Source organism: Leclercia barmai, assembly GCF_049312895.1.
Lineage (GTDB): Bacteria > Pseudomonadota > Gammaproteobacteria > Enterobacterales > Enterobacteriaceae > Enterobacter > Enterobacter barmai.
This window is the reverse complement of the sequence record NZ_JBMNWZ010000002.1, coordinates 661,411-675,954: the sequence shown is the minus strand read 5'-3', so window position 1 is coordinate 675,954 and position 14,544 is coordinate 661,411. Positions and strand designations below refer to the sequence as shown.

General features: G+C 58.1%; 13 protein-coding genes. 11 read left to right on the top strand and 2 right to left on the bottom strand.

Going from position 1 to position 14,544, the window contains the following annotated elements; genetic code table 11:
• Nucleotides 1-23: 23 nt before the first annotated feature.
• From nuoG to nuoN, 8 genes are all read left to right on the top strand, one after another.
• A complete protein-coding gene (gene nuoG / locus ACOYA6_RS11505; RefSeq protein WP_138369860.1) occupies nt 24-2,750 on the top strand; it encodes an NADH-quinone oxidoreductase subunit NuoG in 2,727 nt (908 codons plus the stop codon).
• Nucleotides 2,747-3,724, top strand: coding sequence for an NADH-quinone oxidoreductase subunit NuoH (nuoH, locus tag ACOYA6_RS11500; protein ID WP_039030977.1), 978 nt, complete (start codon nt 2,747-2,749; stop codon nt 3,722-3,724). The genes nuoG and nuoH overlap by 4 nt, the downstream gene beginning before the upstream one ends.
• Before the next feature lie 14 nt (nt 3,725-3,738).
• Entirely contained in the window at nt 3,739-4,281 is a 543-nt protein-coding gene (gene nuoI / locus ACOYA6_RS11495) for an NADH-quinone oxidoreductase subunit NuoI (protein WP_003861491.1), read from the top strand.
• A gap of 11 nt (nt 4,282-4,292) precedes the next feature.
• Nucleotides 4,293-4,847: an NADH-quinone oxidoreductase subunit J gene (nuoJ, locus tag ACOYA6_RS11490; protein WP_422654733.1), complete on the top strand. Its 555-nt coding sequence runs from the start codon at nt 4,293-4,295 to the stop codon at nt 4,845-4,847.
• The gene (nuoK, locus tag ACOYA6_RS11485) at nt 4,844-5,146 is read left to right on the top strand and encodes an NADH-quinone oxidoreductase subunit NuoK (protein ID WP_032612773.1); all 303 of its coding nucleotides are present in this window, start codon (nt 4,844-4,846) and stop codon (nt 5,144-5,146) included. The genes nuoJ and nuoK overlap by 4 nt, the downstream gene beginning before the upstream one ends.
• Nucleotides 5,143-6,984 carry an NADH-quinone oxidoreductase subunit L gene (gene nuoL / locus ACOYA6_RS11480; protein ID WP_422654732.1) on the top strand — a complete coding sequence of 614 codons (1,842 nt, stop codon included), beginning with the start codon at nt 5,143-5,145 and terminating at the stop codon, nt 6,982-6,984. Before nuoK ends, nuoL begins: the two co-directional genes overlap by 4 nt.
• Nucleotides 6,985-7,143: 159 nt before the next feature.
• Nucleotides 7,144-8,673: an NADH-quinone oxidoreductase subunit M gene (gene nuoM / locus ACOYA6_RS11475; RefSeq protein WP_039030980.1), complete on the top strand. Its 1,530-nt coding sequence runs from the start codon at nt 7,144-7,146 to the stop codon at nt 8,671-8,673.
• Nucleotides 8,674-8,679: 6 nt separating this feature from the next.
• Nucleotides 8,680-10,137: an NADH-quinone oxidoreductase subunit NuoN gene (nuoN, locus tag ACOYA6_RS11470; protein ID WP_422654731.1), complete on the top strand. Its 1,458-nt coding sequence runs from the start codon at nt 8,680-8,682 to the stop codon at nt 10,135-10,137.
• A 100-nt stretch (nt 10,138-10,237) separates the two neighbouring features.
• Here nuoN and ACOYA6_RS11465 read toward each other — a convergent pair whose 3' ends face one another.
• Both ACOYA6_RS11465 and rnz read right to left on the bottom strand, forming a co-directional pair.
• Complete coding sequence (locus ACOYA6_RS11465) at nt 10,238-11,242, bottom strand: chemotaxis protein (RefSeq protein WP_422654730.1); 1,005 nt, start codon at nt 11,240-11,242, stop codon at nt 10,238-10,240.
• A 66-nt stretch (nt 11,243-11,308) separates the two neighbouring features.
• Nucleotides 11,309-12,226 carry a ribonuclease Z gene (gene rnz, locus ACOYA6_RS11460; RefSeq protein WP_138369863.1) on the bottom strand — a complete coding sequence of 306 codons (918 nt, stop codon included), beginning with the start codon at nt 12,224-12,226 and terminating at the stop codon, nt 11,309-11,311.
• Nucleotides 12,227-12,299: 73 nt separating this feature from the next.
• Here rnz and ACOYA6_RS11455 point away from each other — a divergent pair, with 73 nt between their 5' ends.
• The 3 genes from ACOYA6_RS11455 (at nt 12,300) to menF (ending at nt 14,524) form a co-directional block, all read left to right on the top strand.
• On the top strand, nt 12,300-12,761 hold the full coding sequence (locus ACOYA6_RS11455; RefSeq protein WP_422654729.1) for a GNAT family N-acetyltransferase: 462 nt from the start codon (nt 12,300-12,302) through the stop codon (nt 12,759-12,761).
• A 62-nt stretch (nt 12,762-12,823) separates the two neighbouring features.
• A complete protein-coding gene (gene elaB / locus ACOYA6_RS11450; RefSeq protein WP_039030985.1) occupies nt 12,824-13,129 on the top strand; it encodes a stress response protein ElaB in 306 nt (101 codons plus the stop codon).
• A gap of 99 nt (nt 13,130-13,228) precedes the next feature.
• Nucleotides 13,229-14,524, top strand: a complete 1,296-nt coding sequence (gene menF, locus ACOYA6_RS11445) for an isochorismate synthase MenF (protein WP_422654728.1) — start codon at nt 13,229-13,231, stop codon at nt 14,522-14,524.
• The last annotated feature ends 20 nt before the right edge of the window (nt 14,525-14,544 follow it).

The following is a 14,544-nucleotide window of genomic DNA, read 5'->3' as shown; positions in this document are numbered from 1 at the left end:
TCGAGCCAACTGGAAGCATGCTAATGGCTACGATTCATGTAGACGGCAAAGAATACGAGGTGAACGGGGCGGACAACCTGCTACAGGCATGTCTCTCTCTGGGCCTTGATATTCCGTATTTTTGCTGGCATCCGGCGCTGGGGAGCGTCGGTGCTTGCCGCCAGTGTGCGGTGAAGCAATATCAAAACGCGGAAGACACGCGTGGTCGCCTGGTGATGTCCTGTATGACGCCAGCCACCGAAGGAACCTTTATTTCCATCGACGACGCGGAAGCAAAACAGTTCCGTGAAAGCGTGGTGGAGTGGTTGATGACCAACCACCCGCACGATTGTCCGGTTTGTGAAGAGGGCGGTAACTGCCACCTTCAGGATATGACCGTGATGACCGGTCACAGCTTCCGTCGCTATCGCTTTACCAAGCGTACCCACCGCAACCAGGATCTGGGGCCGTTCATCTCTCACGAAATGAACCGCTGCATCGCCTGCTACCGCTGCGTGCGTTACTACAAAGACTACGCTGACGGCGAAGATCTGGGCGTGTATGGCGCACATGACAACGTCTACTTCGGTCGTCCGGAAGATGGCACCCTGGAAAGCGAATTCTCCGGTAACCTGGTCGAAATCTGTCCGACCGGCGTCTTCACCGACAAAACGCACTCCGAGCGTTACAACCGTAAGTGGGACATGCAGTTTGCGCCAAGCATCTGCCAGCAGTGCTCCCTTGGCTGTAACACCAGCCCGGGTGAACGTTACGGCGAACTGCGTCGTATCGAAAACCGTTACAACGGTACCGTTAACCACTACTTCCTCTGCGACCGCGGTCGTTTTGGCTATGGCTATGTGAACCTGAAAGACCGTCCGCGTCAGCCGGTTCAGCGTCGTGGCGACGACTTCATCACCCTGAACGCCGAGCAGGCGATGCAGGGCGCAGCCGATATTCTGCGCCAGTCGAAGAAAGTGATCGGTATCGGCTCCCCGCGCGCCAGCATCGAAAGCAACTTCGCGCTGCGTGAACTGGTGGGTGCGAATAACTTCTACACCGGCATCGCCGAAGGCGAGCAGGAACGTCTGCAGCTGGTCCTGAAAGTGCTGCGCGAAGGCGGGATTCATACCCCGGCGCTGCGTGAAATCGAATCTTACGATGCGGTTCTGGTGCTGGGCGAAGATTTAACCCAGACCGGCGCTCGCGCTGCCCTGGCGGTTCGCCAGGCGGTGAAAGGGAAAGCACGTGAAATGGCAGCGGCGCAGAAAGTGGCTGACTGGCAGATTGCGGCGATCCTCAACATCGGTCAGCGCGCCAAGCATCCTCTGTTTGTGACGAACGTCGATGACACTCGTCTGGATGATATCGCAGCATGGACTTACCGTGCGCCGGTTGAAGATCAGGCCCGCCTTGGCTTTGCGATTGCCCACGCGCTGGATAACAGTGCTCCGGCCGTTGAAGGTCTGGATCGCGATCTGCAGAACAAGATCGACGTGATCGTGCAGGCTCTGGCCGGTGCGAAAAAACCGCTGATCGTTTCCGGTACTAACGCCGGTAGCGCAGAGATCATTGAAGCCGCTGCAAACGTTGCTAAAGCTCTGAAAGGCCGCGGTGCGGACGTTGGCGTGACCATGATTGCCCGTGCGGTAAACAGCATCGGTCTGGGCATGATCGGCGGCGGCTCTCTGGAAGCGGCGTTAAGCGAACTGGAATCCGGTTCCGCTGACGCCGTTGTGGTGCTGGAAAACGACCTGCATCGCCATGCCTCTGCGGCCCGCGTTGACGCTGCGCTGGCAAAAGCGCCGCTGGTGATGGTTATCGACCATCAGCGCACCGCAATTATGGACAAAGCGCATCTGGTGCTCTCTGCGGCAAGCTTTGCAGAAAGCGACGGTACCGTTATCAACAACGAAGGCCGTGCCCAGCGCTTCTTCCAGGTTTATGACCCGGCGTACTACGACAGCAGCATTGTGATGCTGGAGAGCTGGCGCTGGCTGCACTCCCTGCACAGCACCGTGCTGAGCCGCGAAGTGGACTGGACCCAGCTCGACCACGTGATCGACGCTGCCGTCGCCGCACTGCCGCAGCTGGCAGGCATTAAAGATGCCGCGCCGGAAGCGAGCTTCCGTATTCGCGGTCAGAAACTGGCGCGTGAACCGCACCGCTACAGTGGCCGTACCGCAATGCGCGCCAACATCAGCGTGCACGAACCGCGCCAGCCGCAGGACAAAGACACCATGTTCGCCTTCTCGATGGAAGGGAACAACCAGCCGTCTGCACCGCGTTCGCAAATCCCGTTCGCATGGGCACCAGGCTGGAACTCCCCGCAGGCATGGAACAAGTTCCAGGCTGAAGTGGGCGGTTCTCTGCGCCACGGCGATCCGGGCGTGCGCCTGATCGAAGCATCTGAAACCGGTCTCGAGTTCTTCTCCACCGTTCCGGCAAGTTTCCAGGCCGAAGAGGGCAACTGGCGGATTGCGCCGTACTACCATCTGTTCGGTAGCGACGAAATGTCCCAGCGTTCCCCGGTCTTCCAGACCCGTATGCCGCAGCCGTACATCAAGCTCAACCCGGCGGATGCCGCGAAGCTTGGCGTTAACGCGGGCGCGAACATCAGCTTTAGCTACGAAGGCCAGACAATCAGCCTGCCGCTGATTCTCTCTGAAGGTCTGACGGCGGGGCAGGTGGGTCTGCCGATGGGTATGCCTGGCATCGCGCCGGTCCTGGCGGGTGCACGTCTTGATAACCTGCAGGAGGCAAAAGCATGAGTTGGTTAACGCCCGATCTTATCGACATCCTGCTGAGCATCCTGAAAGCGGTTGTTATTCTGCTGGTGGTCGTCACCTGCGGCGCGTTCATGAGCTTTGGTGAACGTCGTCTGCTCGGTCTGTTCCAGAACCGTTACGGACCGAACCGCGTGGGCTGGGGTGGTTCACTCCAGCTGGTCGCGGACATGATCAAGATGTTCTTTAAAGAGGACTGGATCCCGCGCTTCTCGGACCGCGTGATCTTTACTCTGGCACCGATGATCGCCTTTACCTCGCTGCTGCTGGCGTTTGCTATCGTTCCGGTGAGCCCGACCTGGGTTGTGGCTGACCTGAACATCGGGATCCTCTTCTTCCTGATGATGGCAGGCCTCGCGGTGTACGCGGTGCTGTTCGCGGGCTGGTCCAGTAACAACAAATACTCCCTGCTGGGTGCGATGCGTGCTTCCGCGCAGACGCTGAGCTACGAAGTGTTCCTGGGTCTCTCCCTGATGGGCGTGGTGGCGCAGGCCGGTTCATTCAACATGACCGACATCGTCAACAACCAGGCCGACATCTGGAACGTCATTCCGCAGTTCTTTGGTTTTGTCACCTTTGCTATCGCCGGTGTGGCGGTGTGTCACCGTCACCCGTTTGACCAGCCAGAAGCTGAGCAGGAACTGGCCGATGGTTACCACATTGAATATTCCGGTATGAAGTTCGGTCTGTTCTTCGTGGGCGAGTACATCGGTATCGTCACCATTTCCGCGCTGATGGTAACGCTGTTCTTTGGTGGCTGGCATGGCCCGTTCTTACCGCCGTTCATCTGGTTCGCGCTGAAAACCGCGTTCTTCATGATGATGTTCATTTTGATTCGCGCAGCATTACCGCGTCCGCGTTATGACCAGGTAATGTCCTTCGGCTGGAAAGTGTGCCTGCCGCTGACGCTCGTCAACTTGTTGGTAACGGCGGCTGTCATTCTCTGGCAGCAGCCATAAGGGGCTTTGAGATCATGACCTTGAAAGAATTATTGGTAGGCTTTGGCACCCAGGTACGTAGTATCTGGATGATCGGCCTGCACGCGTTTGCAAAACGCGAAACCCGGATGTACCCGGAAGAGCCGGTATATCTGCCGCCGCGCTACCGTGGCCGTATCGTGCTGACGCGCGATCCAGACGGTTCGGAGCGCTGCGTTGCCTGTAACCTATGTGCGGTAGCCTGTCCGGTAGGCTGTATCTCTTTGCAGAAAGCAGAGACGGTAGATGGTCGCTGGTATCCGGAGTTCTTCCGCATCAACTTCTCACGCTGCATCTTCTGCGGTCTGTGTGAAGAAGCGTGCCCGACCACGGCGATTCAGTTGACCCCGGATTTCGAACTGGGCGAATACAAGCGTCAGGACCTGGTGTACGAGAAAGAGGATCTGCTGATTTCCGGTCCGGGCAAATACCCGGAATATAACTTCTACCGGATGGCGGGTATGGCAATCGACGGCAAAGATAAGGGCGAAGCAGAGAACGAAGCCAAGCCTATCGACGTCAAGAGCCTGTTACCGTAAGGAGAGGGGCAATGGAATTCGCTTTTTATATCTGTGGCCTGATCGCCATCCTGGCTACGCTGCGAGTGATTACGCACACCAACCCGGTGCATGCGCTGCTCTATTTAATCATTTCGCTGCTGGCTATTTCCGGGGTGTTCTTTGCGCTGGGCGCACACTTTGCCGGTGCGCTTGAAATCATCGTTTACGCCGGGGCCATCATGGTTCTGTTCGTCTTCGTGGTGATGATGCTGAACCTGGGCGGGTCTGAAATTGAGCAGGAACGTCAGTGGCTGAAGCCGCAGGTGTGGATTGGTCCGGGAATTTTGTCGGCCATCATGCTGGCGGTGATCGTTTACGCCATTCTCGGTGTTAACGACCAGGGTATCGACGGGACGCCAATCAGCGCCAAAGCCGTGGGTATCTCCCTGTTTGGTCCTTACGTTCTGGCGGTTGAACTGGCCTCCATGCTGCTGCTGGCAGGTCTGGTCGTCGCCTTCCACGTGGGTCGCGAAGAGCGCATGGGTGAAGTGCTGAGCAACCGCAAGGACGACAGCGCGCAAAGAAAAACGGAGGATCGCGCATGATCCCTTTACAACACGGACTGATCCTCGCCGCGATTTTATTCGTGCTGGGCTTAACCGGTCTGGTTATCCGCCGCAATCTGCTGTTTATGCTGATTGGCCTGGAGATCATGATCAACGCTGCCGCGCTGGCCTTTGTGGTTGCCGGTAGCTACTGGGGCCAGACCGATGGTCAGGTGATGTACATTCTCGCCATCAGCCTCGCGGCTGCGGAAGCGAGTATTGGCCTGGCGCTGTTGCTGCAGCTCCATCGTCGCCGCCAGAACCTGAACATCGATTCAGTAAGTGAGTTGCGTGGATGAACATGCTTGCCTTAACCATTATTTTTCCGCTGATCGGCTTTTTGCTGCTGGCGTTTTCTCGAGGCCGCTGGTCTGAGAATCTCTCCGCCACCGTCGGTATTGGCTCCATCGGCCTTGCGGCGCTGGTGACCGCGTATGCGGGGATCGACTTCTTAAATAGCGGACGTGAGCCTTTCAGCGTTCCGCTGTGGACCTGGATGTCAGTCGGTGATTTCAACATCGGTTTCAACCTGGTGCTGGATGGTCTCTCGCTGACCATGCTCTCCGTGGTGACCGGCGTGGGCTTCCTGATCCACATGTTCGCCTCCTGGTATATGCGCGGTGAAGAGGGTTACTCCCGCTTCTTCGCCTACACCAACCTGTTTATCGCCAGCATGGTGGTTCTGGTGCTGGCCGATAACCTGCTGCTGATGTATCTCGGCTGGGAAGGCGTGGGTCTGTGCTCTTATCTGCTGATCGGTTTCTACTACACCGATCCGAAGAATGGCGCAGCGGCCATGAAAGCGTTCGTCGTGACCCGTGTGGGTGACGTCTTCCTCGCCTTCGCGCTGTTCATTCTTTACAACGAGCTGGGCACGCTGAACTTCCGCGAGATGGTGGAACTGGCGCCGGCGCACTTCGAAGCAGGCAACAACATGCTGTGGTGGGCAACCCTGATGCTGCTCGGTGGTGCTGTGGGTAAATCCGCACAGCTGCCGTTGCAGACCTGGCTTGCCGACGCGATGGCGGGTCCAACCCCTGTCTCCGCGCTGATCCACGCCGCGACCATGGTGACCGCCGGTGTTTACCTCATTGCGCGTACCCACGGCCTGTTCCTGATGACGCCGGAAATCCTGCATCTGGTGGGTATCGTCGGTGCGGTTACCCTGGTGCTGGCAGGCTTTGCCGCGCTGGTTCAGACCGACATCAAACGCGTTCTCGCTTACTCCACCATGAGCCAGATTGGTTACATGTTCCTGGCGCTGGGCGTTCAGGCATGGGATGCGGCGATTTTCCACCTGATGACGCACGCGTTCTTTAAAGCGCTGCTGTTCCTCTCGTCCGGTTCGGTGATCCTGGCCTGCCACCACGAGCAGAACATCTTCAAGATGGGCGGTCTGCGCAAGTCCATTCCGCTGGTTTACGCCTGCTTCCTGGTAGGCGGCGCGGCGCTGGCGGCACTGCCGCTTATCACCGCGGGCTTCTTCAGTAAGGACGAAATCCTTGCGGGTGCCATGGCGAATGGTCATATCAATCTGATGGTTGCAGGTCTGGTCGGTGCGTTTATGACCTCTCTGTACACCTTCCGTATGATTTTCATCGTCTTCCACGGTAAAGAACAAATTCACGCTCACGCAGGGAAGGGGATCACCCACCACCTGCCGCTGATTGTGCTGCTGGTCCTGTCCACCTTCGTTGGCGCGATGATTGTGCCACCGCTGCAGGGCGTACTGCCGGCAACAACCGAGCTTGAGCACGGTCGCGTTCTGACGCTTGAAATCACCTCCGGTGTGGTCGCTATCGCGGGCATCCTGATTGCAGCATGGCTGTGGCTGGGCAAACGTACCCTGGTCACTGCGGTTGCCAACAGTGCGCCGGGCCGTCTGCTGGGCACCTGGTGGTACAACGCGTGGGGCTTCGACTGGCTGTACGACATGATCTTCGTGAAACCGTTCCTCGGCATTGCGTGGCTTATCAAGCGCGATCCGCTGAACAGCATGATGAACATCCCGGCGATCCTTTCCCGCTTTGCAGGTAAAGGCCTGCTGTTCAGCGAGAATGGCTATCTGCGCTGGTATGTGGCGTCCATGAGCATCGGTGCGGTTGTCGTGCTGGCGCTGCTGATGGTGTTGCGATAGTGGTTTTGCCCGGTGGCGCTGCGCTTACCGGGCCTACGAGACCGTAGATCGGGTAAGCGTGAGCGCCACCCGACACCACAAACCGCACTAACGCGTGAATTTTGTCGAATTCGTTGAAAATCGGTCCCTTAGGGACTTTAAAAAGGAATGCAAATCGCCATGTTACTACCCTGGCTAATATTAATTCCCTTTATCGGTGGGTTCCTGTGCTGGCAGACCGAACGCTTTGGCGTGAAGATGCCGCGCTGGATTGCGCTGATCACCATGGGATTGACGCTCGCGCTTGGCCTGCAACTCTGGTTGCAGGGCGGCTATTCACTCACCCAGTCTGCGGGCATCCCGCAGTGGCAGTCTGAATTCATTCTGCCGTGGATCCCACGCTTCGGTATTACGATCCATCTGGCGATTGATGGTCTGTCGCTGCTGATGGTGGTGCTGACCGGTCTGCTCGGCGTTCTGGCGGTGCTGTGCTCCTGGCGAGAAATCGAAAAATACCAGGGCTTCTTCCACCTGAACCTGATGTGGATCCTGGGCGGCGTTATCGGCGTGTTCCTTGCCATCGACATGTTCCTGTTCTTCTTCTTCTGGGAGATGATGCTGGTGCCGATGTACTTCCTGATCGCGCTGTGGGGCCACAAGGCATCCGACGGTAAAACGCGTATCACGGCGGCAACCAAGTTCTTCATCTACACCCAGGCGAGTGGTCTGGTAATGCTGATTGCTATCCTGGCGCTGGTGTTCGTGCACTACAACGCGACCGGCGTCTGGACCTTCAACTATCAGGACCTGCTGAAGACCCCGATGTCCCACGGCGTGGAATACCTGCTGATGCTGGGCTTCTTTATCGCGTTTGCGGTGAAAATGCCGGTGGTTCCGCTGCACGGCTGGCTGCCGGATGCGCACTCCCAGGCACCAACGGCGGGTTCCGTTGACCTGGCAGGCATCCTGCTGAAAACCGCGGCCTACGGTCTGCTGCGTTTCGCACTGCCGCTGTTCCCGAATGCCTCCGCAGAGTTCGCGCCGATTGCCATGTGGCTCGGTGTGATCGGTATCTTCTACGGTGCCTGGATGGCCTTCACGCAGTACGACATCAAGCGTCTGATTGCTTACACCTCCGTTTCCCACATGGGCTTCGTGCTGATTGCTATCTACACCGGCAGCCAGCTGGCGTACCAGGGCGCGGTCATCCAGATGATTGCTCACGGTCTGTCCGCAGCCGGTCTCTTCATCCTGTGTGGTCAGCTGTACGAACGTCTGCACACCCGTGACATGCGTCAGATGGGCGGCCTGTGGGGCAAGATGAAGTGGCTGCCAGCGATGTCGATGTTCTTCGCGGTGGCGACGCTGGGGATGCCGGGTACCGGTAACTTCGTCGGTGAATTCATGATCCTGTTCGGCAGCTTCAAAGTGGTTCCGGTGATCACCGTCATCTCTACCTTCGGTCTGGTGTTCGCTTCGGTTTACTCGCTGGCGATGCTGCACCGCGCTTACTTCGGTAAAGCGAAGAGTGAAATCGCTGCTAAAGAACTGCCGGGGATGTCGCTGCGCGAGCTGTTCATCATCCTGCTGCTGGTCGTACTGCTGGTGCTGCTGGGCTTCTTCCCTCAGCCGATTCTGGATACCTCGCACTCCGCGATGGGTAACATCCAGCAGTGGTTTGTTAATTCTGCTTCTACTACAAGGCCGTAAATCGCCATGACAATAACTCCACAACAACTGATTGCGCTGCTACCGCTGCTGATCGTCGGATTGACGGTGGTGGTTGTGATGCTCTCCATTGCGTGGCGACGCAATCACTTCCTGAATGCCACGCTGGCGGTTCTGGGTCTGAACGCTGCGTTAGTCTCCCTCTGGTTTGTTGGCCAGGCGGGAGCGATGGACGTCACGCCGCTGATGCGCGTTGACGGCTTCGCTATGCTCTACACCGGGCTGGTGCTGTTAGCCAGCCTGGCGACCTGTACCTTTGCTTACCCGTGGCTGGAAGGCTACAACGACAACAAAGAAGAGTTTTACCTGCTGGTTCTGATTGCTGCCCTTGGCGGTATTCTGCTGGCCAATGCCAACCATCTGGCGGCGCTGTTCCTCGGCATCGAGCTGATCTCTCTGCCGCTGTTCGGCCTGATTGGTTACGCCTTCCGCCAGAAGCGCTCTCTGGAAGCGAGTATCAAGTATACGATCCTGTCTGCTGCTGCTTCGTCCTTCCTGCTGTTTGGTATTGCGCTGATCTACGCTCAGTCCGGTAACCTCTCTTTCGAAGCGCTCGGCAAGAGCCTCGACGACGGCATGCTGCACGAGCCGCTGCTGCTGGCGGGTCTGGGCATGATGATCGTGGGCCTCGGCTTTAAACTCTCTCTGGTTCCGTTCCACCTGTGGACGCCAGACGTTTACCAGGGTGCTCCGGCGCCTGTATCCACCTTCCTGGCGACGGCGAGCAAAATCGCTATCTTCGGCGTGGTGATGCGTCTGTTCCTCTACGCACCGGTTGGCGAGAGTGAAGCGGTTCGCGTGGTGCTGGGCATTATCGCCTTCGTCTCCATCATCTTCGGTAACCTGATGGCGCTGAGCCAGACCAACATCAAGCGTCTGCTGGGCTACTCCTCCATCTCCCATCTGGGCTATCTGATGGTGGCGCTGATTGCCCTGCAGAGCGGCCAGATGTCCATGGAGACCGTCGGTGTCTACCTGGCCGGTTACCTGTTCAGCAGCCTCGGCGCGTTCGGCGTGGTGAGCCTGATGTCCAGCCCGTACCGTGGCCCGGATGCAGATTCCCTGTTCTCCTACCGTGGTCTGTTCTGGCACCGTCCGATCCTCTCTGCGGTGATGACGGTGATGATGCTCTCTCTGGCGGGTATCCCGATGACGCTGGGCTTTATCGGTAAGTTCTACGTGCTGGCAGTGGGTGTGCAGGCGGGTCTGTGGTGGCTGACGGCGGGTGTCGTTATCGGCTCCGCGATTGGTCTCTACTACTACCTGCGCGTTGCCGTGAGCCTGTACCTGAGCGCGCCTTCGCAGCTCAACCGCGATGCGCCGGGCAACTGGCAGTACAGCGCCGGGGGTATTGTGGTGCTGATCTCCGCGCTGCTGGTATTGATCTTCGGTATCTATCCGCAGCCGCTGATCACCATCGTGCAGCACGCGATGCCATTAATGTAAAAACAAAAACCCGCCTCGGCGGGTTTTTTTATTGCCGGGTGGCGCTGCGCTTACCCGGCCTACAAGACCGTAGGCCCGTGCAAGCGAAGCGCCGCCGGGCTTAAGCCAGCTGCTTACGGCTAATCAACGGCCCGTCGATTTTCTTCGTTGCCCGCTCCAGCACCTCTTCAATCACCGACGACAGCTCGTTCAGCTCGAACTTCGCCACGTAGCCGTCAGCTTTCACCTTGCGGATGTGGTCCTCGTTGGCGTTGCCGGAAAGCGAGGAGTGGATCACCACCGGAATGTCCTTGAGGATGGCGTCGGTTTTGATCTTGCGCGTCAGGGTAAAACCGTCCATCTCCGGCATCTCGAGGTCGGTGAGCACCAGCGCGATCTTATCGGTGATCGGCACCCCTTCCGCCTGCGCCTGCGCCGACAGCACGCCAATTTTCTCCCACGCCTCTTTGCCGGTAATGTGCATCAGCGCCGGGATCTGCATCGCCTGCAGCCCTTTTTCCAGCATTGAGCGCGCCACTTTAGAGTCTTCCGCCACAATTGCCACCGCACCTGGCTTGATATTGAATTTGGTGGTTTTCAGATCGGTCGCATGCAGGTCGTGGTTGGCCGGGGTGATGTCATAGAGGATCTGCTCCACGTCCAGCACCATCGCCAGATCGTTGGTATCGGTCTTCTCCTCCAGGCAGGCAATGCTGGTGATATAGCGTCCGCTGACGGCGGTTTCCGCCGCATGCACCTGCTTCCAGTCCAGTCGCATGATGTTCTCAACCGACTCCACGGCAAAGGCCTGGACGCTACGGGCGTACTCGGTGATCAGCAGAATGTTAAGGCCGGTGGTGGGCTTGCAGCCTGCCACCGCGGCCAGATCGATGACCGGGATCACCTGATCGCGAATATTAACCATACCCATCAGCGGCGACTTCATCCCCGCCGGTTTGGTGAATGCTGGCATGGGCACAATCTCGCGAAGCTTAAAGACGTTGATGCCGAACAGCTCAGATTTGTTTTCATTCAACGAGGTGCCCAGACGAAACAGCAGCAGCTCAAAACGGTTCGACAGGGTAAGATTTGCCCTGTCATCAATGTCTTTCTGGAAGTTATCCATGTTTGCCCCTAAGTGAAAAATACCTGCCTGGTTTGGTTATCGGCAGTTTCGGGGAAAACCAGAGCATTAAACGCGCACTGTAGCAAAATCTTCCGCAAGCCGGGTGTCGGCAAACACGGTGCGGCACTCGGCCAGCAGCATGGCGCAGCCTTCGGCGTCATAGCGGGAGCTGACGTGGGTGACGATCAGTTTTTTTACCTGCGCATCCCGGGCAAGCATGGCCGCCTGACGCGTCGAGCTGTGGCCGCGGCTGTTGGCCTTCTCCTCCATCGCACTCTCAAGGGTGGCCTCATGCACCAGCAGATCAACCCCGCTTGCCAGCGCAAGGGCGTTCTCGCAGGGGGCGGTATCGCCAAAGATCGCCAGCTTTTTACCGGGGCGGGGCGGGGAGAGATAGTCGGCGCCGTTGATCGTCCGGCCATCTTCCAGGGTCACGCTTTCACCGCGTTTCAGCTGCTGGAACAGCGGGCCGAAAGGCACGCCAGCCGCAACGAGCGCCGCGCCATCCAGCGCGCCGGGTTTATCGCACTCTTCAATGCGAAAGCCGTAACACTCCACGGGATGATTGAGCGCTGCGGCGGTCACGGTATACGCATCATCACTGAACACCACTCCCGGTTTGATCTCAATAATCTCGAGGGGATAGTCAGTCCACGAGCCGCTGATCCGCAGGCTGGTTTCGACAAACTCCCGGATACCGGGCGGGCCGTAAATGGTCAGCGGGTGAATATTGCCCGCCATTGAACGGCTGCACAGCAGCCCCGGCAGGCCAAAAAGGTGGTCGCCGTGCAGGTGGGTAATGAAGATTTTATTCAGCTTGCCGGGATGGGCGGCGGTGCGCAGCAGCTGATGCTGCGTGCCTTCGCCGCAGTCAAACATCCACAGTTCGCTGCGGGTGGGGTGCTGTAGATCCAGCACCAGGGATGTGACGTTGCGCGTACGGGTCGGCACGCCAGCGGATGTTCCTAAAAAAAGCAGCTCCATAATGCACTAAGCCTCTGCGCCGGGGACGAAAAGTCATTAGTATAACGGCTACCTATACGATAAGGAGACCTCCATGATCCAGTGGCAAGATCTGCACCATAGCGAGCTGACCGTTCCTGCGCTTTACGCCTTACTTCAACTGCGCTGCGAGGTGTTTGTGGTAGAACAAACCTGCCCTTATCAGGACATTGACGGCGACGATCTGGTGGGAGAGAACCGTCACATCCTCGGCTGGAGAGATAACCAGCTGGTGGCGTATGCGAGGATTCTGAAAAGCGACGATGATTTTTCTCCCGTGGTGATTGGCCGGGTGATTATCAGCCCACAGGCGCGGGGCGAAAAGCTCGGCTACGCCCTGATGGAGCAAACGCTTCGCTCCTGTCAAAACCACTGGCCGAACAAGGCCTTATACCTGGGGGCACAGGCGCATCTGCAGGCGTTTTACGGCCATTTTGGTTTTATCCCGGTGACTGAAATTTACGATGAAGACGGCATACCGCATGTCGGGATGGCGAAAGAGGAACAACAAGCGTAACAGGCGGAATTGGCAGGCGTTGTCTATAGTTATCGAACTGATGCAACCACATGGAGAACACTATGTCTTTTCAATCATCGGATAACCATGTTGATGACGATCTGACCCTGCTGAGTGAAACCCTGGAAGAGGTCTTACGCTCTTCCGGCGATCCGGCCGATCAGAAATACGTTGAGCTTAAAGCGCGTGCTGAGCAGGCTCTGCATGATGTGAAAACGCGCGTTGGCCATGCGTCCGATCAATACTATTACAGGGCCAAAAAAGCGGTCTACCGTGCGGATGACTATGTCCGTGAAAAACCATGGCAGGGGATTGGCGTAGGTGCCGCCGCTGGTCTGGTGTTGGGTATTCTGCTCGCCCGCCGTTAACAACACAGCACGAAGGCTTCTCCCTGCCAAATCGGGGGTACTGCATTTTCTTATAAGTACCCCTTATAATGTGAGGTTTTTGAGCTGGGAGAAGTTCGCGTGCACTCGATTTCCACCGCGCTGAAAGGTCTTTGCCATCAGTTAGCTGCTGATTTTCCCGAGGCACCTGGCCTGCATTGTCTCGATGTCTCCTTTCCCCTGAACGATGCGTTCGACCCGCTCGGCTGGCTGAATGCCCAGCAACTCTACCCGCAGTTCTACTGGCAGCAGCGCAATGGCGATGAAGAGTACGCCGCGCTGGGGGCGATAAAGCATTTCCCCTCGTTATCCGCTGCCCGTCAATTTTTGCACTTGTATCCGCACGCGCCCGATCTTCGGGTGGTTGGCGTTAACGCGTTCGATCCAGCGCGGGGCAGCCTGTTCCTGCCGCGTCTGCTGTGGCAGCGCTTCGGCGGAACCGCCACGTTGCGCCTGGTGCTCTGGAGCGACACCTCGTTAAAAACCGAGGCCATCCGCGCGCGGGAGTTTGTACGTTCCCTGGCGGAGAGCCAGCCGGTTGCCCCGGTGACGCAGACGGTGGAGAGCGAAACCCATCAGCCTGACAAAGCAGGCTGGCTGCAGTTAATCATCCGGGCGACAGACGCCATCGCCCGGGGGGAGTTCGATAAAGTGGTGCTGGCCCGGGCCACGGATCTGCAGTTTAACCAGCCGGTAAACCCTGCCGCGCTGATGGCGGCCAGCCGCCAGGTCAACTTCCAGTGCTACCACTTCCTGATGCGCAGCGATGCCAGCCAGGCGTTTCTCGGATCCTCACCGGAACGGCTGTGGCGGCGGCGCGACGTGCTGCTGCGCACCGAGGCGCTGGCCGGGACCGTTGCCAGCCATCCTGACGATGCCAGGGCCGCCCGCCTGGGGAACTGGCTGATGAACGACGATAAAAACCAGCGTGAAAACATGCTGGTGGTGGAGGACATCTGTCAGCGTCTGCAGCGTGATAACGGGGTGCTTGACGTGCTTCCGCCGCAAATCGTGCGGTTGCGTAAGGTTCAACATTTACGCCGCTGCATCTGGACCACGCTGCAACAGCCGGACGATGAGCAGTGCCTGCTGCGCCTGCAACCCACGGCGGCAGTGGCCGGTTTGCCGCGCCAGGCGGCGTGGGAGTTCATCGCCCGCAATGAACCCTTCGACCGGGAGTGGTATGCCGGTTCTGCGGGTTATCTCTCGTTGGCGCAAAGCGAGTTCTGCGTAGCGCTGCGTTCGGCCAGGGTACAGGAGAACGCCGTTCGCCTGTATGCCGGGGCAGGGATCGTGAGCGGTTCCGACCCTGAACAGGAGTGGCAGGAGATTGAAAATAAAGCCGCCGGACTGCGCACTCTGCTCCTAAAGGATTAATACTGAGTCGTACATTCCCG

Bases quoted from the DNA above. Each gene is read 5' to 3' on its own strand.
- nuoG (WP_138369860.1), top strand. From the start codon at position 24: ATGGCTACGATTCATGTAGACGGCAAAGAATACGAGGTGAACGGGGCG.
- nuoH (WP_039030977.1), top strand. From the start codon at position 2,747: ATGAGTTGGTTAACGCCCGATCTTATCGACATCCTGCTGAGCATCCTG.
- nuoI (WP_003861491.1), top strand. From the start codon at position 3,739: ATGACCTTGAAAGAATTATTGGTAGGCTTTGGCACCCAGGTACGTAGT.
- nuoJ (WP_422654733.1), top strand. From the start codon at position 4,293: ATGGAATTCGCTTTTTATATCTGTGGCCTGATCGCCATCCTGGCTACG.
- nuoK (WP_032612773.1), top strand. From the start codon at position 4,844: ATGATCCCTTTACAACACGGACTGATCCTCGCCGCGATTTTATTCGTG.
- nuoL (WP_422654732.1), top strand. From the start codon at position 5,143: ATGAACATGCTTGCCTTAACCATTATTTTTCCGCTGATCGGCTTTTTG.
- nuoM (WP_039030980.1), top strand. From the start codon at position 7,144: ATGTTACTACCCTGGCTAATATTAATTCCCTTTATCGGTGGGTTCCTG.
- nuoN (WP_422654731.1), top strand. From the start codon at position 8,680: ATGACAATAACTCCACAACAACTGATTGCGCTGCTACCGCTGCTGATC.
- ACOYA6_RS11465 (WP_422654730.1), bottom strand. From the start codon at position 11,242: ATGGATAACTTCCAGAAAGACATTGATGACAGGGCAAATCTTACCCTG.
- rnz (WP_138369863.1), bottom strand. From the start codon at position 12,226: ATGGAGCTGCTTTTTTTAGGAACATCCGCTGGCGTGCCGACCCGTACG.
- ACOYA6_RS11455 (WP_422654729.1), top strand. From the start codon at position 12,300: ATGATCCAGTGGCAAGATCTGCACCATAGCGAGCTGACCGTTCCTGCG.
- elaB (WP_039030985.1), top strand. From the start codon at position 12,824: ATGTCTTTTCAATCATCGGATAACCATGTTGATGACGATCTGACCCTG.